23 protein-coding genes are annotated in these 23,231 nt (G+C 54.3%); 6 read left to right on the top strand and 17 right to left on the bottom strand.

What is annotated here, in order from left to right; translation table 11 throughout:
• Positions 1-34: 34 nt before the first annotated feature.
• The 10 genes from ABXT62_RS08965 to ttcA form a co-directional block, all read right to left on the bottom strand.
• The gene (locus tag ABXT62_RS08965) at positions 35-1,243 is read right to left on the bottom strand and encodes a cytochrome C biogenesis protein (RefSeq protein ID WP_415354898.1); all 1,209 of its coding nucleotides are present in this window, start codon (positions 1,241-1,243) and stop codon (positions 35-37) included.
• Entirely contained in the window at positions 1,240-1,719 is a 480-nt protein-coding gene (locus tag ABXT62_RS08970) for a cytochrome c-type biogenesis protein CcmH (RefSeq protein ID WP_415354899.1), read from the bottom strand. Before ABXT62_RS08970 ends, ABXT62_RS08965 begins: the two co-directional genes overlap by 4 nt.
• The gene (locus ABXT62_RS08975) at positions 1,716-2,258 is read right to left on the bottom strand and encodes a DsbE family thiol:disulfide interchange protein (RefSeq protein WP_415354900.1); all 543 of its coding nucleotides are present in this window, start codon (positions 2,256-2,258) and stop codon (positions 1,716-1,718) included. Before ABXT62_RS08975 ends, ABXT62_RS08970 begins: the two co-directional genes overlap by 4 nt.
• Positions 2,248-4,224, bottom strand: a complete 1,977-nt coding sequence (locus ABXT62_RS08980) for a heme lyase CcmF/NrfE family subunit (protein WP_415354901.1) — start codon at positions 4,222-4,224, stop codon at positions 2,248-2,250. The genes ABXT62_RS08975 and ABXT62_RS08980 overlap by 11 nt, the downstream gene beginning before the upstream one ends.
• On the bottom strand, positions 4,221-4,670 hold the full coding sequence (ccmE, locus tag ABXT62_RS08985) for a cytochrome c maturation protein CcmE (RefSeq protein WP_415354902.1): 450 nt from the start codon (positions 4,668-4,670) through the stop codon (positions 4,221-4,223). Before ccmE ends, ABXT62_RS08980 begins: the two co-directional genes overlap by 4 nt.
• Positions 4,670-4,873, bottom strand: a complete 204-nt coding sequence (ccmD, locus tag ABXT62_RS08990) for a heme exporter protein CcmD (RefSeq protein ID WP_415354903.1) — start codon at positions 4,871-4,873, stop codon at positions 4,670-4,672. Before ccmD ends, ccmE begins: the two co-directional genes overlap by 1 nt.
• Positions 4,873-5,619 (bottom strand): heme ABC transporter permease, encoded by a 747-nt coding sequence (locus tag ABXT62_RS08995; protein WP_415354904.1) that lies wholly within the window; start codon positions 5,617-5,619, stop codon positions 4,873-4,875. The genes ccmD and ABXT62_RS08995 overlap by 1 nt, the downstream gene beginning before the upstream one ends.
• A 78-nt stretch (positions 5,620-5,697) precedes the next feature.
• Positions 5,698-6,384 (bottom strand): heme exporter protein CcmB, encoded by a 687-nt coding sequence (ccmB, locus tag ABXT62_RS09000; protein ID WP_415354905.1) that lies wholly within the window; start codon positions 6,382-6,384, stop codon positions 5,698-5,700.
• Positions 6,381-6,998, bottom strand: coding sequence for a cytochrome c biogenesis heme-transporting ATPase CcmA (ccmA, locus tag ABXT62_RS09005; RefSeq protein ID WP_415354906.1), 618 nt, complete (start codon positions 6,996-6,998; stop codon positions 6,381-6,383). The genes ccmB and ccmA overlap by 4 nt, the downstream gene beginning before the upstream one ends.
• Positions 6,998-7,840 carry a tRNA 2-thiocytidine(32) synthetase TtcA gene (gene ttcA, locus ABXT62_RS09010; RefSeq protein ID WP_415358187.1) on the bottom strand — a complete coding sequence of 281 codons (843 nt, stop codon included), beginning with the start codon at positions 7,838-7,840 and terminating at the stop codon, positions 6,998-7,000. Before ttcA ends, ccmA begins: the two co-directional genes overlap by 1 nt.
• A gap of 334 nt (positions 7,841-8,174) precedes the next feature.
• Between ttcA and ABXT62_RS09015 the strand changes: the two genes are divergently transcribed.
• Both ABXT62_RS09015 and ABXT62_RS09020 read left to right on the top strand, forming a co-directional pair.
• Positions 8,175-9,155: a malate dehydrogenase gene (locus tag ABXT62_RS09015; RefSeq protein WP_415354907.1), complete on the top strand. Its 981-nt coding sequence runs from the start codon at positions 8,175-8,177 to the stop codon at positions 9,153-9,155.
• A 67-nt stretch (positions 9,156-9,222) separates the two neighbouring features.
• Positions 9,223-9,840, top strand: a complete 618-nt coding sequence (locus ABXT62_RS09020) for a TetR/AcrR family transcriptional regulator (RefSeq protein WP_415354908.1) — start codon at positions 9,223-9,225, stop codon at positions 9,838-9,840.
• Positions 9,841-9,866: 26 nt separating this feature from the next.
• Here ABXT62_RS09020 and ABXT62_RS09025 read toward each other — a convergent pair whose 3' ends face one another.
• Both ABXT62_RS09025 and ABXT62_RS09030 read right to left on the bottom strand, forming a co-directional pair.
• On the bottom strand, positions 9,867-12,341 hold the full coding sequence (locus tag ABXT62_RS09025) for an ABC transporter permease (RefSeq protein WP_415354909.1): 2,475 nt from the start codon (positions 12,339-12,341) through the stop codon (positions 9,867-9,869).
• A gap of 7 nt (positions 12,342-12,348) precedes the next feature.
• Positions 12,349-13,011 carry an ABC transporter ATP-binding protein gene (locus ABXT62_RS09030; RefSeq protein ID WP_415354910.1) on the bottom strand — a complete coding sequence of 221 codons (663 nt, stop codon included), beginning with the start codon at positions 13,009-13,011 and terminating at the stop codon, positions 12,349-12,351.
• On the opposite strand from ABXT62_RS09030, the gene ABXT62_RS09035 reads away from it, so the two are divergent.
• The gene (locus tag ABXT62_RS09035) at positions 13,004-13,651 is read left to right on the top strand and encodes an arylesterase (protein WP_415354911.1); all 648 of its coding nucleotides are present in this window, start codon (positions 13,004-13,006) and stop codon (positions 13,649-13,651) included. The genes ABXT62_RS09030 and ABXT62_RS09035 overlap by 8 nt on opposite strands.
• On the top strand, positions 13,648-14,937 hold the full coding sequence (gene bioA, locus ABXT62_RS09040; protein ID WP_415354912.1) for an adenosylmethionine--8-amino-7-oxononanoate transaminase: 1,290 nt from the start codon (positions 13,648-13,650) through the stop codon (positions 14,935-14,937). The genes ABXT62_RS09035 and bioA overlap by 4 nt, the downstream gene beginning before the upstream one ends.
• A gap of 25 nt (positions 14,938-14,962) precedes the next feature.
• On the opposite strand, the gene ABXT62_RS09045 is transcribed toward bioA, so the two are convergent.
• The 3 genes from ABXT62_RS09045 to ABXT62_RS09055 are packed head-to-tail and all read right to left on the bottom strand — an operon-like array spanning position 14,963 to position 18,402.
• Entirely contained in the window at positions 14,963-16,078 is a 1,116-nt protein-coding gene (locus ABXT62_RS09045) for a DUF2855 family protein (RefSeq protein ID WP_415354913.1), read from the bottom strand.
• Between the two features lie 16 nt (positions 16,079-16,094).
• Complete coding sequence (locus ABXT62_RS09050) at positions 16,095-17,309, bottom strand: acyl-CoA dehydrogenase family protein (protein ID WP_415354914.1); 1,215 nt, start codon at positions 17,307-17,309, stop codon at positions 16,095-16,097.
• Positions 17,310-17,367: 58 nt separating this feature from the next.
• Positions 17,368-18,402, bottom strand: coding sequence for a glutathione S-transferase N-terminal domain-containing protein (locus tag ABXT62_RS09055; RefSeq protein WP_415358188.1), 1,035 nt, complete (start codon positions 18,400-18,402; stop codon positions 17,368-17,370).
• Between the two features lie 206 nt (positions 18,403-18,608).
• Between ABXT62_RS09055 and ABXT62_RS09060 the strand changes: the two genes are divergently transcribed.
• Together ABXT62_RS09060 and ABXT62_RS09065 are read left to right on the top strand one after the other, a co-directional pair.
• Positions 18,609-19,202 (top strand): hypothetical protein, encoded by a 594-nt coding sequence (locus ABXT62_RS09060; RefSeq protein ID WP_415354915.1) that lies wholly within the window; start codon positions 18,609-18,611, stop codon positions 19,200-19,202.
• A 28-nt stretch (positions 19,203-19,230) separates the two neighbouring features.
• Complete coding sequence (locus ABXT62_RS09065) at positions 19,231-20,298, top strand: MBL fold metallo-hydrolase (RefSeq protein WP_415354916.1); 1,068 nt, start codon at positions 19,231-19,233, stop codon at positions 20,296-20,298.
• Positions 20,299-20,310: 12 nt separating this feature from the next.
• Here ABXT62_RS09065 and ABXT62_RS09070 read toward each other — a convergent pair whose 3' ends face one another.
• Complete coding sequence (locus ABXT62_RS09070; protein WP_415354917.1) at positions 20,311-21,309, bottom strand: haloalkane dehalogenase; 999 nt, start codon at positions 21,307-21,309, stop codon at positions 20,311-20,313.
• A gap of 183 nt (positions 21,310-21,492) precedes the next feature.
• Positions 21,493-23,169, bottom strand: coding sequence for a sulfatase-like hydrolase/transferase (locus tag ABXT62_RS09075; RefSeq protein ID WP_415354918.1), 1,677 nt, complete (start codon positions 23,167-23,169; stop codon positions 21,493-21,495).
• Positions 23,170-23,231: the final 62 nt, after the last annotated feature.

Consider the following 23,231-nt stretch of genomic DNA (forward strand, 5'->3'; position numbering starts at 1 on the left):
GGCAGGACGCCAAAGACCTGTGCAGAGGCAAGACTTAGGGTGTATTCGGCACCAGCACGATAGCCACTGGCGTATCATCAACGCTGGGAGCCAGCGGCCCCGCCTGTCCAAGCCAGCGGGCATTTGCCTCACCGGGGCGGCCATCGCGGGATACCTGCACCGCGACAATCACCGACGAGGCTGCAGAGAGTTTCTGACCCGCCATGGAGTTGCTGTCATCCAGCCGTAAAATCACCGGCAGTTGTGCGCCCGTCAACCGTTGAACAGCGATCGGCATGCGGCTTTGCGAGTCTGCATTGCGCGCCAGAATAAACACCGTATCTGCCGGGTCGATAGTGGCGCCCGCCGGAGCAGAGACGCTTACCGTAACGCCGGCACCAGACACCGCTACAGTTGCTGCAGGCGCCACAACAGTGGGCGTACTGCCCTCAGGGGCTAACGCAGCAAGTTGTTGCCGCGACGTTTCTATCATCTGCTCAATTATCTTTTGGCTATCAGAGTTCGGTGACTCCAGCGCCAGCAAGCGGGCCCAGTAAGCAATTGAAACGTCATACTGCTGCGCATCGAAGGCGGCCATGCCCAGCAGACCCAGTGCGGTGCGCTGTTGCGGGTCTGCAGCAAGCGCCTGCTCTGCCCACAGTCGAGCAGGTCCGTTCAATGTGCGGCCGGCGGCGAGATATTCAGCCTGCGCAGCATATGCAAGAGCCTGCGCATCTTCTGGCACCGCCTGCACCAGCGCAGTGTAAAGTTCTGCCGCCCGCGTATAATCTTCCTGGCCCATGTAATAGCGGCCCAATAGCGAGACATAGTGAAGATTCTCTGGACGCTGTAGTGAGCGCGCCTCAACCTCCGCGATGAGACTGATCTTCTCCTCGGGCGTCATGTCCTCCTGCAGGTTTTGCAACCGCTCCGCAATCTCAACATCCTGAGCGGCACCGAGCATGTAATACAACACACTGGCCAGCAGCGCCACTAGCGGCAGAAATATCCATACCGGAAAAGACTGCGCTGACGTCACTTGGGTGGGGGCGCGAAGATGCTCATCTTCAAGTAGACGCAGGCGGGCGTCTTCGTCCAGCGCGTCATTGCCCTCAGCCGCTAACTCCAGCCGCCGCAATCGGAACCATTCGAGATTGGCGCTATCCAGATCCGCTTCGGTACTCCCGGATCGCGCACGAGGAAAGAGATAAAAAACGCCACTGAGAAGTACCAAACCCGCACATGCCAAAATAAAAGTTGTCAAGAATCCTGCTCCGCTTTATTCAACAACGACTGCAGTCGCGCCTGCTCCTCGACGCTCAATGAGGCGACCCCGGCAGTGGCCGCCCTTGACTTCGAACGCAGCGTAAGCAACAGCACCCCAAACGCCGCCAACAACAACAGTACGGGGGCCAGCCAGAGGATTATAGACACGCCGCCAAAGCTAGGTCGATAGCGAACGAATTCTCCATAACGCGCTACCATATGATCAAGAATCTCAGCATCAGAATCCCCCTCTTCCAGTTGCTGATGTAATAGCCTGCGCAAATCTTGTGCAATAGGTGCATCGGAATCCGCGATATTCTGGTTCTGGCACTTGGGACAGCGCAATTCCTCCGTCAGATTTTGATAGCGCACTTCCAACTTAGCGTCGCTGAAATTGTAGGTTTCAACTAACGCCAGAGCCGGGCCCACGAATATCACCAGAGCAGCAAAAAACAACCAACAGGCAATCTTCATTGCGCGCCACTCTCCACTGTCAGCGACTGATACAAAGGCTCGAGAATCGTCTTCCATACCCCCTCGTCTACCACGCCCACGTGGCGATATCGAATCACACCTTTCGCGTCAACCAAGTATGTTTCTGGTGCACCGTAGACGCCCAGATCAAGTCCCAGCGTTCCTTCACGATCGGCAATATTAAACCGATAGGGGTCTCCCAGTTCGTCTAACCAACGCTGTGCGGCAACATCATTATCTTTATAGTTAATGCCAAAAAGGGGAATGCCCCGTTGCGCAAGCTGCTTCAAATAGGGGTGTTCCACGCGACACGCAACACACCAGGTAGCCCAGACATTTAACAGCGAGACCTGACCTTCAAGGTCCGCCTGAGATAGCAGTCCGGGACCGCCTAAACGGGGCAAATTGAAGGCAGGAAAGGGTCGATCAATCAGTGCTGAGGGCATCTCGCTAGGGTCAAGGCTCAGGCCTCGGAATAACGTAATGGCCAGCATCGCAAACAGAATCAGCGGCAAAAACAGCTTGAGTCTAGGCCCCATGAAGCGCGGCCTTGTTACCCGAGCGCACAACCTCGTGTTGGCGTCGATAACGTTTGTCCAATATCGAAGTGAAGGCACCTGCCGCCATGAAAATCGCGCCCAACCACATCCAGCGGACCAGAGGCTTGTAATGCAGCCGCATCGCCCAGGCCCCATCATTGCCGATGGGCTCTCCCATCGCAACATAGAGGTCTCGAAACAGACCAGGGTCAATAGCGGCTTCTGTCATCACGGAACCGGTGGCGAGGTAGCGCCGTTTCTGCGGCAACAAGTTAGCCACAATGACGTCGTCACGAGACACTTCTATCCGTGCTTCATCTGCCGTAAAGTTTGGCCCGCGCACTTGCGTGACCTCAACAAACTTAAACTCATAACCCGCGACTTCCTGTGTGTCGCCCGGACTCATTCTAAGATCACGTTCAACAGAGTACTGACTGGTAGCAACGACCCCTGTCACACAGATCGCGAATCCTAGGTGCGCAATCAGCATGCCACAGTAGCCCGGCGTCAATCGCTGCAAACCGCGCGCTGGACTGGACGCATTGCGCAGTCGGCGCCAGACATCCTGCAACAGTCCCAGCACCAACCAAGACGATAACAGTACCGCCAATGCAACCCAAATATTGTAAGGCGCATGTAGCAGTGGGAATGTAAACCCACACACAACCGCAACCACGACAGGAATCATCAACTCACTGCGCCAGCGCGCAACATCATCACCCTTCCAGCGCGAAACCGGGCCGATCCCCATGAACGGCACCAGCAGGACCATCAAGGGGACAAAAACAGCATTAAAATACGGCGGGCCGACAGAAACCTTACCCATTCCCAGCCCATCCACAATCAGCGGAAAGAGCGTGCCAAATAACACCGTCAGGGTGGCCACTAAAAACACGACATTATTACACAGCAAAAGGCTCTCTCTGGAGACCCAGGCGAAGGTGACCTTGCTACTTACTGCGGGCGCCCGAAACGCATAAAGCGTTAAGGAGCCGCCTACCACCAGTGCCAGGAACACCAGAATAAACATTCCTCTGGCGGGATCAGTGGCAAACGCATGCACTGAGGTCAGCACGCCGGAGCGGACCAAAAAGGTGCCCAGTAGGCTCAGCGAAAACGCAAAAATAGCCAGCAACACGGTCCAGCTTTTGAACAGCCCGCGTTTATCCGTGGCTGCAAGCGAATGGATTAGCGCGGTTCCTGCCAACCAGGGCATGAATGAAGCATTCTCCACTGGGTCCCAGAACCACCAACCACCCCAGCCCAACTCATAATATGCCCACCAACTTCCCAGCATAATGCCTAGACTGAGAAAGCCCCAAGCAATGTTGGTCCAAGGCCTCGACCAGCGCGCCCAGGATGCATCCAATCGGCCGCCTAGAAGCGCGGCAATAGCGAAAGCAAAAGCCACAGAAAACCCGACGTAGCCCATATAGAGTAGCGGCGGATGTATAATCAGACCGGGGTCCTGTAGCAGTGGGTTGAGGTCGCCACCGTCGACGGGGGTGCCGGGTAAGAGACGGGCAAAGGGATTGGACGTCACCAGAGAAAAAGAGAGGAAGCCAACACCAATAGCACCCATAACCGACAATACTCGCGACAACACTAGCAGCGGTAACGCCGGGCTAAACAGCGCCACGGCCGCAGTCCACAGTGCAAGAATCAGCGCCCACAGCATCAGAGAGCCCTCGTGATTGCCCCACACCGCGGCAAACTTGTAGATTGGAGGCAACAGACTGTTGCTGTGGGAGGCAACGAGCGCCACCGAAAAATCGTCCTGCAAAAATGCACTGGCCAAACAGCCAAAACTAATTCCTACAAAAACCAACACGCCAATAGCGAGTGTCGGCGCCAGTGCCATGGCGATCGCATTACCACGCCAAGCGCCCCAGGCAGGCACAGTGGCGAGCATTAGCGTCAGACAAAACGCAATAATCAGGGCAAAGTGCCCGATTTCAGGCATCATTTTGTTTTACCTTTTTTGTCATAGCCGGAATTCTCCAATGCATACGCAACCTCAGGGGGCATATAATTTTCATCGTGCTTCGCTAAAATTTCAGTCGCCTGCAGCACGCCTTCGCTATCCAGCACTCCGGACGCAACGGCACCCTGCTCTTCGCCAAAGAGATCTGGCAGGATACCGATGTAAACGACGGGCACCGATGCTTGATAATCCGTCAACATAAAGCTTACCTCCAGACTATCGTCAGCGCGCTGCACACTGCCTTTCTCTACCATGCCTCCGACTCGAAGAGGCTGACCCGTTGGGGCCTTACCCGAAGCAACATCGGCTGGCGGGTAAAATAAATTGATATTGCCACGCAAGGCATAGGACACCAAACCGACTGCCACGCTGGAGAAGAGCGCCACAAAAAGCACCAAATACAGCCTTTGTTTCCGCACTGGATGCATTACTGTTGTCCTCTCACACCGCTAACGGTTGCACTCTCAGTGCGCCTAAGTTGTGCCGCTAATTGCTCCAACAGGCGATTGCTCCGCCGCACCGGCGCAATAAGCACTGCCATGATGACCACAATTGTGATCAGGTAGGCGGGCCACACATAGATGCCGTGTCCATTCATCGTAAGCAGGGCCTGAAAACTGTCGAAATACATCAGCGCCTGCCCTCTTTGCCTGCGATTTTTTTCACCCACTGGGTGCGTGACTCACGCTGCAGTAATTCCGCGCGCATGTTCATCAATAAGCAGCAGGTAAACAGCGCGTAAAACGCTGCAATCATCAGCAACAGCGGATATAGCATGCTGGGGTCTATAGTGGACTCGCCGCTAAACTTAATGGAGGCGGGCTGATGTAGGCTGTACCACCAGTCCACCGATTTGTAGATAATAGGAATGTTCACCATCCCCACCAAACTAAGCACAGCGCAGGCTTTACCGGCGGCCTCCTTATTGTCAAAAGCCTCATACAATGCAACAACACCCAGATACAAAAATAGCAGGATTAACATAGACGTGATCCGAGCGTCCCAGACCCACCAAGTGCCCCACGTTGGTTTACCCCAAATCGCCCCGGTCAACAAAGCGATGAACGTTAGGGCGGCTCCAACCGGCGCGGCCGCTTTCATCACTACGTCCGCCATCTTCATCCGCCAGATCAGACTGATGGCGCCTGCAATTGCCATCACATAGTAGCCAGCCAGTGCCACAACCGCTGCCGGCACATGGATATAAATAATACGGTAGCTATTGCCCTGACGGAAATCCGGCGACGTAAATAACAGGCCCCAGACCATCCCACCGACTAAGGCAACGAGGGTGATGGGAACAAGCCAGCGCAGAATGGCACCTGCGATTGCGTACAACCAGGGAGGCGAGCCAAGCTTATGAAAGAAGGTCCACATAACGACGCGGATTATACCGTTCGCTCGGCGCGGAACAAACTAATATCCAAAACCTGAGCGTATGTTTTGAACAAACTATCAGGCATCTATGCTAATCCTCAATCCTGCGGCAATCGCCAGTGGCGCCAACGCGATGGCCAAGCTCAACATCGCTCCCAGAATGGCCAGATACGGGCCTGACGGTGCACCTGTCACCGCTGCCTGCACGGCAGCAGTGCCAAAAATTAGTACCGGCATGTAAAGCGGCAAAATTAATAGGGAAATCAACACGCCACCTCGTTTAAGCCCCACTGTGAGCGCGGCGCCAATACCGCCGAGCAGACTTAGCACAGCGGTGCCCAACAGCAAACTGACGATGAGCGTGCCCAATGCCGACACAGGGAGGTTCAGCATGAGGGCGAATATCGGTGACACCAGCGCCAACAGCAAGCCTGTCGTCAGCCAGTGGGCCAAAATATACGCTAGCGCCGAGAGAAACAGAGGCTGCGGCGCCAAAACTAGCTGCTCCAGGCTACCGTCATCAAAATCACTGCGGAAAACCGCGTCAGAGGTCAGCAGGTTGGAAAGCAGTGCAGTAATCCACAGGACGCCGGGAGCGAAAATGGCCAATTTATCAGGGGCAGGGCCCAGACCAAGCGGAAACAAGACGATAACCATAGTGAAAAACAGCAGGGGATTACCCATTTCGATCGGGCGACGCATCGCCAATAACAATTGCCTGCGCAATAACAGCGCACAGAATTGCCCAGTATGAGGCGCACTCAAGAAACGACACCATGAACAAGGTTAAGGGTATGCACGTTGCAGGTGACCTGCAGTGGCTGATGGGATGTCATAACGACAGCGCCACCGCCATCAACGTGCGATGCTAACAGCGCCTGCGTTTCATCCACACCCTGCTTATCGATCGCTGTAAAGGGCTCATCCAACAGCCATAGGCGCGCCTCGGACAGGAACAAACGAGCGAGATTCACGCGACGGTGCTGTCCCGCCGAAAGCATATGGCTGGGGACATCCTCGTAGCCGCACAACCCTACTCGGGCAAGCGCAGTATCGATTTGTTCATCCGAGTAAAGGCCTTCTCCACTCACATGCCACTGAAGGTTTTCCCGGGGGCTCAACAGCGCCTTAACCGCAGGCTGATGACCGAGGTAAAGCGGCGTCACTGAACGCAGGACTTCGCCTTCAAACCCATAACGCGACAGCCCGCAAAGAATCCGCATGAGGCTGGTCTTGCCCGCGCCGTTGGACCCTTCAATCTGCCACAGCTGTCCACCGTAAACTTCAACCGAGAGTTCGCAAAAAAGCTCACGCCCGCCGCGCACAAGGCTTAGAGACTGGGCAGCCAGGAATGGCGCGCCGGCAGCGCTGGATGACACTAGAGGTTCACCACCTGAATTGCCGGCACGTGTAGACTGGTATCGCGCTCCACACGAAGATCACTGAAATTAAACAGACTACTGTCACCCAATTGTGAGGGGGACACATTGCAAACACTTCGAAATATCGACTCAGTACGGCCCGGATACTCTCTCTCCCACTGCGCTAACATCTGCTTAACTTGCACGCGCTGTAAATGCGTCTGCGAGCCGCACAAGTTGCAGGGGATGATGGGGAACTCCTTGAATCCGGCATAGCGCTGCAGATCTTGCTCCTTGCAATAGGCAAGGGGCCGGATCACAACATTCTGCTTGTCGTCACTAAGTAACTTGGGCGGCATGGCCTTGAGCTTGCCATTAAAAAACATGTTGAGGAATAATGTCTCGACGATATCGTCACGGTGGTGCCCCAGAGCGATTTTGGTAACACCAATCTCTCGAGCAAAACCGTAAAGACTGCCCCTGCGCAGACGCGAACAAAGCCCGCAGGTGGTTTTACCTTCTGGTACCACTTCTTTCACAATACTGTAGGTGTCTTTCTCAAGAATGTAATACGGCACGCCCAGGTCAGACAAGTAGCCCGGCAGGACTTCCTCCGGAAATCCCGGCTGCTTTTGATCCAGATTCACCGCAATCAGCTCAAAATCTACCGGGGCGCTCTGTCGCAGACTGATCAAAACATCCAGCATGGCATAAGAGTCCTTGCCGCCGGACACACACACCATGACCTTATCGCCCTGCTCGATCATCGTATAATCGGCTATAGCCTTACCCGCATTGCGGCGCAAGCGCTTTTGCAGCTTGTTAAACTCGAGTTTTTCCTTGCGGGACAGTTCGCGCACAGTGATCGCCGTTAGTGCTTGATTTGACGGACATTTTACGTGCTTGGGGTTGCTTGCGTCCAGCACTGCCGTCGCCAATTTTAGATTGTAGCCCCGTATCCCTTAGTCAGTGCTTTATACGACAGGAGTCCTGCTAGCTTAACAAAGGCATTACACTATCGAGACTAACGCCTACGCAGACGCTATCGCCTTGAGGCCCGGTGTGCCACTTTTCAGGGTAGACTGTCACGAGAGTAACGTGTCGTGCAGAGACGACCTTGTAATTTCTGCGGTTTGCCTCGACAATGCTCGCCGAAAAATCGTTCATTTCACTGTTAGCGAGGACCATACTCCGATGAAACAACCTGTTCGAGTGACTGTAACTGGCGCTGCTGGCCAAATTGGCTACGCGTTAGTCTTCCGTATTGCATCCGGCGCTATGCTGGGTGATGACCAACCGGTAGTCCTACAACTTTTAGACATTGCTCCCGCCATGGAAGCGCTCGATGGCGTGAAGATGGAGCTGGAGGACTGTGCTTTTCCGCTACTGGCTGGCATCGTCTGCACCGACGACCCCAATATTGGTTTTAAGGATACAGACTACGCACTGTTGGTCGGTGCCCGTCCACGCGGCCCGGGCATGGAGCGCAAGGATTTACTTGAAGCCAATGCTGCGATCTTCTCCGTGCAGGGCAAGGCGATCAACGAGCACGCCAGCAGAAATATTAAAGTCTTGGTTGTCGGCAACCCTGCCAACACCAATGCATTAATCACTCAACGTAATGCGCCTGATATCGACCCTCGCAATTTCACTGCGATGACGCGTCTTGATCACAATCGGGCAAAAACTCAAATCGCCCTGAAGACCGGCAAGACCGTCAACGATGTCACCAACATGACCATCTGGGGCAACCACTCCGCCACGCAATATCCGGATCTATTCAATGCAAAAGTAAACGGGGAACCTGCCATCAACCTGGTAGACCAGCAGTGGTATGAAAACGATTTCATTCCCACCGTGCAGCAGCGCGGCGCCGCGATTATTAAAGCACGCGGTGCATCTTCTGCTGCTTCAGCCGCGAACGCAGCGAGTGGCCATATGCGTTCTTGGGCGCTTAGCACCGAGGGTGATGACTGGGTATCCATGGGCGTTCAGTCGGATGGGTCATACGGCATTGCAGAAGGGCTGATCTACTCCTTCCCCTGCCGCTGCACTAATGGCGAATGGAAAATCGTGCAGGACGTCGAGGTCGGAGAATTCAGTCGCGCCAAGATGTTAGCGACGGAGCAGGAGCTCACGGAAGAACGTGACGCCGTGCAACATCTATTAACGTAGAGGCCGACTTAGAGCACATGGGGCCAGAGAAAACGACTCTGGCCCTTTTTTCGAATAAAAAAATACTATGAATAAAACCGAAGTGTTAAAGCGCTACCATCATGGCAACCTGAGAGAGGCTTTACTCGATACCGCTATCGAGCAGCTGCAGAAAGTAGGAGTGGAAAACCTTAGCCTGCGCGCACTGGCTCGGGCCGTTGGCGTATCCCAGACAGCGCCTTATCGGCACTTCGAAGACAAAAGTGGCTTGCTGGCAGCCATGGCGACAAATGGCTATCGTGATCTCCTGCGCGCCCTGCGCGAGACTGGCGGCGCGGCCGGAGATTGCCCCAAAGAACAGCTGTTCGCCTTCGCCCACGCCTACGTCGATTACGCTGCGAATAATCCACAGTTATTCAAACTCATGTTTGGCCCTGCGGTACAGCCTACCTCGAAATACCCCGAACTGCGCAAGGCCAGCCGGGACACTCTGCAGTTGGTGCAGGACATCATTCAGAGTGGCCTTGATCGCGATATTTTCCGTGACGTAGAGGGCGTCGCTTATATGACGAACGTCGCTTGGGCAAGTATTTATGGGTTGTCGACATTGCTGGTCGATGCCCCTGGACTGTTTGAGCGCCATATCGACCTCCAACGTCAGGTAGACCTGGGGGTTCAAATTTTCTTGGATGGTCTTGGCCACTAACCATTAATCGCCAAAGTAATCGATCGTTAAAGCTCTCGCAAAACTGTCACGGGAGCGACAGAGACCACCTTACGACAGTTGAATACGCCCAGACTGCCGACAACCAATGCCCCCGATACAATACCCAGCGGCCATATCCAGAGCGTCGGCGTATAGCGCATATCCATGACCAGTGTTTGTAAAATATACACAGACAGCTCAGCCGCTGCGGCTGCAAGCAAACCCGCAAACAAACCCAGCGTTGCAAATTCGATCAGCAGACTGCCGAGAATCAATCGACGTGGCGCGCCTAAAGCACGCAAGATCGCACTTTCGTGCATCCGAGCGTCGACGCTTGCCTGCACACCCGCAACTAACACCAATCCACCTGCGGCCAATATGACCACAAGGACCAAATTGATGGCCGCAGACACCTGGTTAATGATGCCGCGAACCTGCTCTATCACCGCATCCATCTCGACGACAGTCACCGTGGGGAAGCTGCGAATGAAGCGATTTAAAAATGCCTTATCGGCCGCTTCCAGATGAAAACTGGTCATGAAGGTTGACGGGTATGATGCTAACAGCTTCGGTGGAAACACTAAGTAAAAATTGGGCCGCATAGACTGCCAGTCCAGCGCACGAATGCTCGTCACCTGCGCTTCCAATGGTTGCGAACCCACCAAAAATCCGACCGAGTCGCCTACTTTAATGTCCAACCGTTCAGCGAAACTTTCTTCTAACGAAACCACGGCTTGGTCAGTACCGCTCGGCCACCACTGTCCTGCAACAAGGCGATTGTCCTTGGGCAATCCATTCGACCAGGTCAAATTGGTCTCTCTCTGACGCCTTTGCTCCTCAACATCCTCAGTACTGATTAACTCCTCGCCATTGACCGACATAATGCGGCCTCGAATCATCGGATAAAATGCCTCGCTGGTGATGCCCTCGTCGCTAAGGAGGTCTTCTATAGGTTGTACGCTTTCGGGGCCGATATTCAGCATGAAGTGATTAGGCGCATCGGCTGGCAGTTGCGTCTGCCACTCATCAATCAGCGACGTCCTTACCAGAAGCAGCACCAACAGCATCATAATCGCCATGGAAAAGATCACCACTTGCAACGCATTCTCCAGCCCGCGTCGCTGCAGGCCTGCCAACGCAAGTCGCCAAATATTCCCTGCGCTCATCCCAACCAAACGCCCGCCCTTGAGCAGCGTTAACGCCAAACCGAGCCCCAGCCCGGCGGTTACCGCCAGACCCGCGAGCACCGCCAGAGTCAGTTTCCAGTCTCCACTGTACCACCACATCAGTAGCGCAATTGCGAGTAATCCGAGCACATAATCACTTATCGCTCGACTTCCCTCCAAGGGTAAATCCCGGCGCAAGACACGCAGTGGACTCGCCTGACCCAGGCGTCGCAGCGGCGGCCAGGCAAAGCAAAACAGGCAGGTGATCGACGTCGCCGCGCCGATGGCATAGGGCCTTATTCCACTGGACCCTGGCTGCACGGGAAGCTGTTCCGCAAACAATTCAAAAAACACCGCCTGTATAGCAAAACCCAAACCGCATCCCAACGCAGTGGCGATGAGCCCCAGTAACAGTAAACTAGTGCCATAAAGGCGATTCACTGCACCCGACGTTGCGCCCAGACTTTTAATAATGGCCACGTAATCATGATGGCGCTCACTAAAGCGCCGTGCAGCCAACGCAACAGCAACGCCTGCCAATACAACGGCCAAACTCCCTGCCAGCAATAGAAAACTTTCGGCACGGGCCAGAGCGCTACTAATACTCGGCTGCCCCTCCTCCACACTCAGCGCCTTTTGGCCATCTTTTAACAGCGGTTGCAGCCATAGACTGAACGACCGCACCGTCGCTTCTGGTCCGGCGTAAAGCTGTCGATACTCGACCCGACTTCCCGGCTGCACCACCCCTGTTGCAGGAATGTCGTCATAGTGCATTAGTACCCGAGGCCCAAGTCCGTAAAAAGAAGCGCCCTGATCCGGTTCGGTACGCGCCACTGCAACAACCAAAAATGCGTGTTCTCCAATCGTAATCTGATCTTGGAGCGTCACGTCAAGCAAAGAAAATAGGCGCGAGTCGAGCCACACCTCGCCTTGCGCCGGCCCAGCGCTCGCCGGAAAGGTTTCGCCGAAAGGCTCAACGCCATAGGTCAGCTCACCCCGAAGCGGATAGGTCTCACTGACCGCCTTGATCGAGGCCAGATACATATTATCATCACCGGCGTACACCATGGACGGGAATGACAGTGTGACTGCCCGCTGTAATCCGTCTCTATCGGCCTGCTGCAACCATTCTTCTGGCAATGGCCTACCACTGCTGACCACCGTATCCGCGGCAAGAAAACGATGGCTCTCTTGCACCAACGCGCTTTGCAGCTTGGTAGTAAAAGCGCTAATTCCAGACACCACTCCGACAGCTAGCACCAGCGCCATCACCAGCACACCCAGCTCTCCGCCACGCCAATCGCGCGCCAGCATTTTAGTAGCGGTCATCGACATGCCGCGCTTACTCCTTCACCAACGCGCCACCGTCCAGGCGGAGGCGCCGGTCACAGCGATCGGCCAACGCTGAATCGTGAGTGACCAAGACTAGGGTCGTCCCCTCCTCCCGATTCAGTTCGAACACAAGGTCAATAATGCGGTCACCCGTGCGGCTGTCTAAATTACCGGTGGGCTCATCGGCAAACAGGATTGCGGGTCGGGATGCAAAGGCCCTGGCCAGAGCGACCCTCTGCTGCTCCCCACCGGAAAGCTGCAGTGGGTAATGCCTCATTCTGGCGTCCAGTTCGACTCGCTTCAAATAGTGCTCCGCCTTTTGCATGACCTCGGATTGACCCTGCAATTCCAGAGGCAGCATGACATTTTCTAACGCGGTTAGCGCCGGCAGCAATTGGAATGACTGGAACACAAATCCGATGTGCTCGCCGCGAAACCGGGCTCTGCCATCTTCATCGAGCGTACCCAGATCTGTGCCGTTGATTGTCACAGAGCCTCCGGACGCTTCGTCCAAGCCCGCAAGTAGGCCAAGCAGTGTCGATTTGCCCGAACCGGAGGCTCCAATGATGGCCACGGATTCGCCCGACTTGATTTCCAGCGTAATCCCTTTCAGTATCTCCAACTCGGTACCCGCCATGGGAACCCGTTTTTGGAGATTGTCACATTTGATCATTCAACATTTCCTTTATTGCCATATACGCAATTCACTTGCCATCGGATGCCTGTTACTGGCATTAACGGGGCAGGCCTTTGCCAATGAAACAAAAATCCTAGTATTAGGCGATAGTATCAGCGCAGCCTATGGCATGTCTCTGGAACAGGGCTGGGTTACAAAACTTGCGGTGTATCTTAAAGAACGAGATGCGGGAATCCAAGTGGTGAATGCCAGTATCAGTGGCGAGACAACCGCCGGAGGACTTCGCCGCCTGCCCCTGCTGCTGCAAGAAAATCAGCCCAGCATGGTCATCATCGAGTTAGGTGCCAACGACGGGCTGCGGGGTTATCCCTTGAATACTCTGTATGATCATCTAAAAAGACTCGTAGAAATGGCACAGCAGGCAGGCGCTAAGGTGATACTGCTCCCGATGGAGATTCCACCCAACTACGGTACTCGCTATACTTCGGGATTTCGCGAGAGCTTCCGTCAGGTTGCGCTTGAGACGGACTGTACCTTGGCACCATTTATACTCGATGGCGTCGCAACCAACCCAGCGTTAATGCAGGGCGATGGCATTCATCCAACAGTCGAGGCACAACCCTTGCTACTGGACAATGTCCTGCCGACTGTAATCGCCGTACTGGATAAGTCATGACTGATAATACCTGGGACAATCTCCAGCGCGGTGACAGCGAAGCCATCTGGCACCCCTACGCTCCCGCCGTCGGTGGCGCAGAAGTCTTTCCTGTTGTTAGCGCCAGCGGCGTCCGTCTAGAATTGGCTGACGGCAGACAGCTTATTGACGGTATGGCCTCGTGGTGGTGCGCGATACACGGATACAACCATCCAGTACTCAATCGGGCAGTAGAGTCGCAGCTACACGCCGTGTCACACGTCATGTTCGGCGGTCTAACACATCCACCCGCTGTGAAGTTAGCCCAGATGCTCGTAAAGCTGACACCGCCGGGCCTGGATCGCGTTTTTTTTAGTGACTCAGGATCGGTTGCGGTAGAAGTTGCAATGAAAATGGCCATTCAATACTGGCATGGTCTGAACCGACCGGAAAAGCACAAACTGCTCGCACTCCGAAACGGCTATCACGGCGATACGATCGGCGCTATGTCGCTCTGCGATCCCGTCACGGGTATGCACTACTTATTTGGCGACACCCTGCCCAAACAACTGTTCGCGCCCGCACCTCAATGCCCATTTGATGGGCCTTGTACAGACGCTGAGATGGCCGAGATAACGGCGTTGTTATCTGATCACAGCCATGAGATCGCGGCCGTCGTGCTCGAGCCCATTGTCCAAGGCGCAGGTGGCATGCGTTTTTATTCGCCAGAGTATCTGGTGAAGGTGCGGGCGTTGTGTGATCACTACGATGTGCTGCTGATTTTCGATGAAATCGCCACAGGCTTCGGACGTACAGGCAAGCTCTTCGCGCTGGAACATGCGGATGTGGTGCCGGACATCCTATGTCTTGGAAAAGCGTTGACCGGCGGCTATCTGACGCTGGCGGCGAGCTTGTGCAGTGAGCGTATTTGCAACGGCATCAGCAACAGCGAAGCCGGTGCTTTTATGCATGGTCCGACCTTCATGGCTAACCCTCTCGCCTGCGCGACCGCCATTGCCAGCATACAGCTGCTACTATCCCAACCTTGGCAGCGCACGGTGCAGCGGCTGCAGACCGAGCTTACCGTTGGCCTAGCACCGGCCCGCAAGTTCGATAGCGTCGCGGAGGTTCGTACCCTGGGTGCGATTGGTGTCATTGAACTGAAGGAGCCGGTCGATATGCGCGTGGTACAACCGCTGTTTGTAGAACGCGGGGTTTGGGTAAGACCTTTTGGTAAGCTGGTTTACGCGATGCCGCCGTATGTGATGGGCAGCGCCGATGTTGCTACCCTCACCGCTGCGATGGTGGATGTGGTGGCGCAATTATAACAGTACGCACCCAACAATCTGACATTCACGGCTGCTCCCACAGGGAAATAATTTGGCCTGTGGCCGGGTCTGCCTTGCCGGCCCGCACACGCTGATAAACAGCGGTCACAGCCTCCGCGCCAAAGCTATCTTCCACCTGCAGCCACGTATCACAAAACTGCCGAAACGCGACATAAGCGCTGCCAAGACGCATCATCAATTCTGCTGGACCCAGTTCCTTACTGCGGATCTGAATGTGACCTGGCGCAAAAAAGAACTCCGGTGTTGCACCTGGCAAATCATGCACGGCCCCAACGCTATCAACATGAGTCGCTCCAATTCTGCAGGAGTATTTCATAGTGTCGGCGTAATGATGATGGAGTTCGGAAAGAATCGATGCGCTGCCTGCCATATCGACCACTACCACAGACTCTTGCCCATCGAGCGCGCTTATCTGCTCGTAGGTCAAAACACTGTCATAGCACCCTAGGCTCTCGCAGAAAGCCACATTGCCTGCAGAGGTCAATGCAATACTGCTAACGCCGTCCTGCCGTTGCACACAGTGACCAAGCGCAATACTGGTCTTGCTAGAGGCACTGGTTATAAGACAACTGCTGGCACCAAAAAAATCATTCATCTCCATAAAGTCTGCTACTAGCCAAGACGTCATGTAAAGGCCTCGCAGAAGGCTGTCTTGATCCTCCCGCGCCTGCTCGTAAATAGCATAAGCCGATGCACGATCAAATTGCGCGTAGACAGGCGCTAAACCGTCACGATGCACGGAGACATCACTAAAACTTTGCTGACTGACTTTGCCAGCAAGAATTTTCAGATGCGTGGAAAAAGGGAAAAATCCCCAAACCCTTTCGCCAACCACAATATCCGCATGATTGGATGCTACGACATCTGCCCAACCCATGGCGGGCACTCTCCCCCAGCCGTCAGCCGCGGGAAAAAAACGCCAATAACCCAGTGCATCACCTGAGGCAGCGTAGGAAATGTTATTAGCAGTCAGCGCCAATCGATCAACTTGCAGTAGGACTTCATCCTCCGCAAGCCCGCCGACTATTTCATCCTTTACTACCCGCGTGTCGCTCCAGTTGTCCTTGCGAACTTCCAGAGTACTAGCGTGTATCGCTTCACCATCAAAAATAGTCGTCATAGCGTGAGTCTTCCTATTAGTATCCCAACGATTGCATCGTCAGCTTGGCCAGCTTCGACATATGTACTTCGTCCGGGCCATCGGCGATTCGGCAAAATCGTGCCTGCGTAAATACCGATGGAATAAGGGTGTCCTGACAAACCCCCATGCCACCAAACACTTGCATAGCACGGTCTGCAACGTTTTGTGCCATATTAGGCCCGACAATTTTCAGCATAGAAATATACGGCATAGCGGCCTCTACACCTTCGCTGTCCATGATTTCTGCCGCCTGCAATGTCAGCAATCGACACTGTTCGATCTCGCAGCGACAGCGGGCGATCTCATGTTGTACGCTGGTTTTCTTAATCAGCTTTTCACCGAAGGCTACACGCTGACTGGCACGCTCGCACATCAGCTCCATACAACGCTGAGCTTGGCCAACAAACGTCATGGCGTACTGGAAACGGCCAGGCCCTAAACGACCCTGCGCAATCTCAAAGCCGCAACCCTCGCCTTTTATCAAGTTGCTGATCGGCACCCGCACGTTATCGAACAGTAACTCTGCTTCACCGCCCGGTGAATGCAGATTGTCGAACACTCTCAGCTCGCGTACCAGCGTCACGCCGGGCGTATCGCGGGGCACAAGGATCGTTGAATGCTGCCGGTGGCGATCGTTTTCCGGATTGGATTTCCCCATGACTAACATGAGCTTGCAGCGCGGATTAATCGCGCCGGTGGTCCACCACTTGCGACCGTTAAGCACGTACTCGTCACCATCACGCGTCATTGACAATTCCATATTGGTGGCATCAGATGAAGCCACTTGCGGCTCAGTCATGGCATAGGCACTGCGAATGTCACCCGCCAGTAGCGGTTTTAACCACTGTTCTTGTTGTTCGGCCGTCCCATACTTAGCAAGGACTTCCATATTGCCGCGATCCGGCGCGTTGCAGTTAAAGATAGGCTGGGCCCAGTTCACCTTGCTCATCGTTTCAAAAATTCTGGCGATCTCCACATTTTTCAGACCAGGACCCCAGTCACCATATTCTTCAGGCAGAAAAAGATTCCATAAGCCCTCTGCCTTGGCTTTTTCCCTGAGCACGTCAAACCAGTCAGGCACCTGCCAACGATTGTTCTGATCCAGCGTAAACGCCTCCCATTCGTGTTCTCGCGGATAAATGTGTTCCTGCATAAACGCTTCCAGCTGCGCATTCAGCGCCACTACACGTTCACTCGCTTGAAATCCCATCGCGTTGTCCCTTATGCGGTTATTGGTGGGTCAAATACCCTGATAATCTAATGTCTCTTTAGTCTTGAAGCAACATACTTTCAACGCCGGTACCGGCGATCAGCGCATCAACACGTGCGCGGTCATGCGCGGTCAATGCGTGGTAACAATCATTCGTCCACCGCAGGCACTTGGCCTGATAGGGGAAGCTCTGTTGTGTCCACACTGCACCATCAATTTGGTCCTGCCAGGTTTTCTCGCCGGCCCGCACCGCTTTTGCATTGGCCAGCTGCGCAGGCGCATAGACCCGCCCGATCTCAGCCAGCAACTCACGCAAACTCTCGGGTTGCTCCTCTATCGCCACCCAATCACTGTCCTGCGGCTCCAGTCCTGTCTGATCACGCATAAGATCAACCCAAGCAACCGTGCGCGGTGATACCGCATGAGCAATATCACGCGGGGTCGGATCAAACCCCACCAACTGGGTCAGCTGGCCATAGAGACCAAAGTCACCCGCCGCGGGCCGTCCCCCCAACATGAATTTTTGATTCGCAAGATGGCCCTCCATGGCGGTCAAAAAGCGCCGATAACTGGCATCGATAACCGCTGCCGTCGTGTCGTTGGAGCCGACCACATAGAGGCGACTAACCTGCCGCTCAACCACATAATCTTTAAACTGCGCATACGTTTCAGCGGGCATACTAACGTCCATGCCAAGAGGCAGCAGCGCGCCGGCGTTATCCGCATCTACCTTGGGGTACCAGCGATAGTGGAACATATACTTCGTGCACCACTCATCGGCAAAATCCTCAATCAGGTCGTCGATAAACGCTAATGCTGGGTCAGTCGGTAGCACAGACCGTCCGGGATACAAGGCTTCTAGGCGTCGGATAATCGGCGTGGAGTCGCACACACCGTGCGGCTTGCCGTCATCGTTGTCGAACAGAAAAGTCGGGTGAAAGATCGGTCGGGGTTTTTCGATCCCAAGCGCGTCCAGAGTCCCAGCGGGGTCTCCCCACGTCACCGCATAGGGTATATGACGATAGCGCAGCAGCCCGAGCATTTTTTGCGTATACGGCGAGGCGGTTCCGCCGACCAGTCGAAGAGGCTTCATTGACGACACGATACTTTCTCCACAGGTTAATTAGAGCGCACTGCCTTGTCACAAGGACGTCGCATTTATATTGACATATATAATGCCACTATGTCACCCTCTAGGTCAATTCGAAGCATCTTTTTAACGTCTCGAACGTGAGTCTTCATAGCAGAGCGCTGCCGGTGGCGCCTAGAGAAATAAAAAATTCACGAGAGGATGGACACATGAGCGCAGTAATGATCTGGATAATCGCCGTATTAGCCTATGCCGCATTCTGGTTCTGGTATGTAGGCTTTCAAAAAAAGGTAACCCCGCAAGAGGTAGCCGCAACGATGTGCATATTTGAACACGACGACACCTGGACGGCCACTCAGAAGGAACACCTGCGCAAGTTCCTGCTCGATGACGATGGCAAAGACTTCGTCATGGTCAATCTGTTGCATCTCAAATCACCGAAAAAAGAATCCCTCGAGAAACTGAATACGTATCAGAAAATTTTTCTAGGCTCACTGTTGCGAAAAGCAGGACACCCTGTAATGATTGCCCGTGCGGCCAGCGGAAATGTTGAAAACGTCGCCTGCGATCACGCCGATGACTGGAGCGTCGCCGGCATGATCCGTTACCGCAGCCGACGTGACCTGATGAACATATTGCCCGCGACCATTGGTAGCGAGCATCACGGGCTTAAGTTGGAGTCACTGGAGAAGACCTTCGCCTTCCCAGCCTCACCGTGGTTTATGTTTGGCGGACCTAGAATTGTGGTCGCACTGGGCATCGCGCTACTGGCGTCAGTCCTGCATATAACGACCGCACTATAAGCACCTGCGCAGGATCACGGGACACACCATGAAAAAATTAATTATGGCATTGGTCATCATCGCCCTGCTGGGCGTCGTAGCTTATAGCCAGCGCGCCCGCATTGCCGAGCGTGTCATGGTCGTTGGCTTAGAAGCCCGCATGGGCAGCAACATCATCGACACCTTTGAAGATGGCCTGCATCTTACCCTGTGCGGCGCCGGCGGCCCTATGCCTGCGCCCAATGCCTCTGGCCCTTGTGTCGCCGTCGTCGCAGGCGAACGACTGTTCATTGTCGATGCCGGCACTGACGGCGTGCGTAATCTAGGCCGGATGGGCTTTCCAATTGGGTCCATTGAAGCTGTATTTATTACGCATTTCCACTCAGACCACATTGACGGACTTGGTGAACTTGCAACCCTACGCTGGGTTAGCGCGGGCAACGATGAGCCGCTGCCAGTCTACGGCCCGGAGGGCGTAAGTAAGGTGGCGAATGGCTTCAATGCTGCCTATGAACAAGACTTCGGCTACCGCCATGCTCACCACGGTGATAGTGTCGCGCCTTTAAGCGGAGCCGGCATGCAGGCAATGCCCTTTTCCCCGCCTAAGATGGGCGAACTGGAAACATTGGTCGATGACGGCGATCTAAAAATTCAGGCCCTGACCGTTGACCACTCGCCAATAGATGCAGCCGTAGGTTATAAATTCTCTTACAAGGGGCGCTCGCTGCTGATCACGGGAGACACGGTAAAACTGCCTAATATCGAGCTGTTTGCTCAAGGCATTGATCTACTGGTGCATGAGGCTCTGGCTCCGAATTTGCTCATCATGATGAACGAAGCCGCGCAAAAAGCAGGCAACAAACCGATGGCCAAGATTACCCACGATGTGCTGGATTACCATACCAGCCCGGTTGAGGCAGCAGAGACCGCCCGGGATGCAGGCGTAGGCCACCTGCTCTACTATCACATTGTGCCTCCGCTGATTTTCCCGGGACAAGAAGCTTTATTTCTCAATGGTGCAGACGATATCTTCGTCGATTATACGGTGGGTCAGGACGGCACTACCTTCTTTCTCCCAGCGGGAACAGATGAGATTATCAGTGAGCAGCTGATGTAGGGCAAACCTAGATCAGGCACCACTCCTGACATCCAGAATTGCCTGCACACACTGCTCTGGTTGGTCCTGCTGCAGGAAGTGAGCAGCGGGACTTATGGTGCGATGACTGACGCCTCGGCAGCCAGCAACGCGTTCTAGAAAAGGTTTATCGCCGCCTGCCGTAACAGGGTCGTTGTCTGCAAAAGCGCACATGAACGGCTTGTCAAACTGTGCAAGCACCTCCCATGCTGCTCTATTCTCTGCCACCTCATCATCATCCGCAAACAGAGGAATCAATGACGGGAAGCGGCGTGCGCCTGCTAGGTAGCTCTCATCAGGGTATGGCGCATTAAACGCATCGATTTCACGCTGAGTGAGTTTTTCCCCGGACGACAATGAATTCATCACCGCACCAACGCTAAAGTCAGCGTATTCTGCGCAGTGCTTACGCCAATACAAAATGCCTGGCACACCTTCTTGATTTAAAAAAAACGGCTCTAACTCAGCAGCGCTCACAACGGGTAAGGTTTCATACGCACCCTTTAAGAGCTCTGCATGTTCAACAGGAATAGGCCCAGCCACCAGTGCACCATTGGCAAGCACCACGTGAGTAAATCGTTCTGGGAAGGCCGCAACCAGACGCAGACCTATCATGCTGCCCCAATCCTGAAAGAAGACCGTGATGTTGTTAAGGTCGAGTCTGGTGAGCCATTCGGTCATCCATGTGACGTGTCTAGCGTAGGTGTAATCCTCGATCCTAGTGGGTTTATCTGAACGACCAAAGCCGATCAGGTCAGGCACAACCACGCGAAAACCTTCAGCCAGCAGCAACGGAATCATATGCCGATAAAGATAGGACCAAGCCGGCTGGCCATGCATCAGCAATACCACCGGACCGTCTGCAGGACCTTCATCCAGGTAATGTAGTCGCAGCTCACCGCCTTCAGTGTCGTCCACTGACAAATAGTTCGGCTCGAAAGAATAGTCCTTAAGGTTTTCGAAGCGTGCATCGGGTGTTCGCTTGTATTTCATAACGTTCTTATTTCCACTAAACCAATATACTCGAGCACCACAATTACTGTGGCACTCCTAATTTTACCGTAATATCGCCCGTCATCACTGCGCCCAATCAGGGAACCGTCACAGGCCCCTGAAAGCTGCGCATGGAGTCGCCAAACCAGAAAAAGTCCGCAGAGAGTCAGGGACTCGCGAGCGCTAATTGGGCCAGTAAATATATTCGTCGCCAGATTCAAAATAGTCGACCAGTGTTTTATCAACCGCCACCGGCATTTCGACCACAAAGGGATACAGCGGCGCACGAGCGGATGCATCGTGCTTATCCAGCAGTGTCTGCAACTCGTTCAACTTATCGATACGCGTTGCCGCTAGGTTGTGACGCTCGGTCGGGTCTTCAGCAAGATTGTAAAGCCAGCTCTTTTTGGGCCGCTCCGATATCTGCAGCTTCCAGTCTCCATGGCGTACCGCGCGGTAGTAACCACTTTGCCAGAACAAGGTTGTCCGGGGCCATTGCTCAGCATCTTCTCCGGTGGCAAGAGGCAACAAATTAAGACCATCAATGTCAACACCGGGAGGCGTGGCCGCGCCTGCAGCTGCAGTCAATGTCGGCATAATGTCGATGTGGGCGACAGGCACATCTATATCGGTATTGGGCACTATGCGCGAGGGCCACTTGATGAACAAAGGCACCCTCAGCCCCCCCTCGAAATTCGTCAGCTTCCAACCACGATAGGGCGCATTGACATCTGGAAGGCCAAGATAACCTGGACCGCCATTATCACTGGTGAACATCACCAAGGTGTTTTCCGCCAGCCCCTCTTGTTCAAGCGTGGCCATAATGCGGCCAACACTGCGGTCCAATGCGCGTACCATGGCTGCATACACACGAAGTCGATGCGGCGTAATGTCACCGACGGCCTCGTAATCCTCTCGCGTGGCCTGCAGCGGCGTGTGCGTACCCCAATGCGCGAGGTACAAAAAGAAAGGTCGATTTTTGTTCGCCTTGATGACCGCAATCGATTCGTCAGTCCAGTAATCAGTCAGATAACCACCGGGCTCGAAACGCTGATCGCCTCCGTTGTTGAAACTGGCGGCATAGTTCAGGCGGGCCCACAGAAACTGATCAATGGGATCGAAAGCCAGCTTGGCATTCACCACATTGGGATCGTCTTCGGGTAAATAAAGACCGCTGGCCATCAATAAACTGTCGTCAAAACCTTGGGCATTAGGGGTAGAACCCGCTGCTCTCCCAAGATGCCACTTACCGATGTGTGCAGTGTAATAACCCTTGTCACGCAGTACCTCGGCTATCGTCACTTCTGCCGCAGGCAAACCTTGTTCTTCGTAAGAGACCGCAGCCTCGCTACCCGCGTCGCTAAACACGCCCGGCGGCAAACCATTATTATCCATGGCCGCACTGACCATCGAAACCATGGGACCCATGCCCGATGGCGTAGGGGTGAATTCGAAGCCAGTACGGGCGGGGTAACGGCCGGTCATAATCATGGCTCGCGAAGGTGCGCACGTCGCGTTGCCCGCGTAGGATTGATTAAAAACGGCTCCCTGCTCGGCCAACTGATCAATATGCGGTGTCTGTAGACGGCCACCGGCGACCCCCCCGCCAAACGTGGATATATCGTTGTAACCTAAGTCATCGGCAACGATGAGAATAATATTCGGGAGCCGCTGCTGTGCTTCAGACTGTGCCTCCTGCGGTCCTTTCTCCCAGGGTACGGCAGTATTCGGCGCCACGACAAACTCCCTGTCTGATCTAAACTTGACTAGGCCCAATAGAATATCGACTCTGGTCAACCACGCTAGCCCGGCCAGAACAATGACCACGAGCAGCAGAATGATTAAGGACTTTTTAAGCATAAGCTGTTGCCTGCTGTTAATGACGAAGCGGCTTACCCACCGTCAATACCAAATAGCGCGGC

The organism is Halioglobus sp. Uisw_031 (assembly GCF_047729875.1).
In the GTDB taxonomy this organism is placed as follows: Bacteria; Pseudomonadota; Gammaproteobacteria; order Pseudomonadales; family Halieaceae; genus Marimicrobium.

Coding starts and splice junctions, on each gene's coding strand:
- ABXT62_RS08970 (WP_415354899.1), bottom strand. CDS start 1,719: ATGAAGATTGCCTGTTGGTTGTTTTTTGCTGCTCTGGTGATATTCGTG.
- ABXT62_RS08975 (WP_415354900.1), bottom strand. CDS start 2,258: ATGGGGCCTAGACTCAAGCTGTTTTTGCCGCTGATTCTGTTTGCGATG.
- ABXT62_RS08980 (WP_415354901.1), bottom strand. CDS start 4,224: ATGATGCCTGAAATCGGGCACTTTGCCCTGATTATTGCGTTTTGTCTG.
- ccmE (WP_415354902.1), bottom strand. CDS start 4,670: ATGCATCCAGTGCGGAAACAAAGGCTGTATTTGGTGCTTTTTGTGGCG.
- ccmD (WP_415354903.1), bottom strand. CDS start 4,873: ATGTATTTCGACAGTTTTCAGGCCCTGCTTACGATGAATGGACACGGC.
- ABXT62_RS08995 (WP_415354904.1), bottom strand. CDS start 5,619: ATGTGGACCTTCTTTCATAAGCTTGGCTCGCCTCCCTGGTTGTACGCA.
- ABXT62_RS09015 (WP_415354907.1), top strand. CDS start 8,175: ATGAAACAACCTGTTCGAGTGACTGTAACTGGCGCTGCTGGCCAAATT.
- ABXT62_RS09020 (WP_415354908.1), top strand. CDS start 9,223: ATGAATAAAACCGAAGTGTTAAAGCGCTACCATCATGGCAACCTGAGA.
- ABXT62_RS09025 (WP_415354909.1), bottom strand. CDS start 12,341: ATGTCGATGACCGCTACTAAAATGCTGGCGCGCGATTGGCGTGGCGGA.
- ABXT62_RS09030 (WP_415354910.1), bottom strand. CDS start 13,011: ATGATCAAATGTGACAATCTCCAAAAACGGGTTCCCATGGCGGGTACC.
- bioA (WP_415354912.1), top strand. CDS start 13,648: ATGACTGATAATACCTGGGACAATCTCCAGCGCGGTGACAGCGAAGCC.
- ABXT62_RS09045 (WP_415354913.1), bottom strand. CDS start 16,078: ATGACGACTATTTTTGATGGTGAAGCGATACACGCTAGTACTCTGGAA.
- ABXT62_RS09050 (WP_415354914.1), bottom strand. CDS start 17,309: ATGGGATTTCAAGCGAGTGAACGTGTAGTGGCGCTGAATGCGCAGCTG.
- ABXT62_RS09055 (WP_415358188.1), bottom strand. CDS start 18,402: ATGAAGCCTCTTCGACTGGTCGGCGGAACCGCCTCGCCGTATACGCAA.
- ABXT62_RS09060 (WP_415354915.1), top strand. CDS start 18,609: ATGAGCGCAGTAATGATCTGGATAATCGCCGTATTAGCCTATGCCGCA.
- ABXT62_RS09065 (WP_415354916.1), top strand. CDS start 19,231: ATGAAAAAATTAATTATGGCATTGGTCATCATCGCCCTGCTGGGCGTC.
- ABXT62_RS09070 (WP_415354917.1), bottom strand. CDS start 21,309: ATGAAATACAAGCGAACACCCGATGCACGCTTCGAAAACCTTAAGGAC.
- ABXT62_RS09075 (WP_415354918.1), bottom strand. CDS start 23,169: ATGCTTAAAAAGTCCTTAATCATTCTGCTGCTCGTGGTCATTGTTCTG.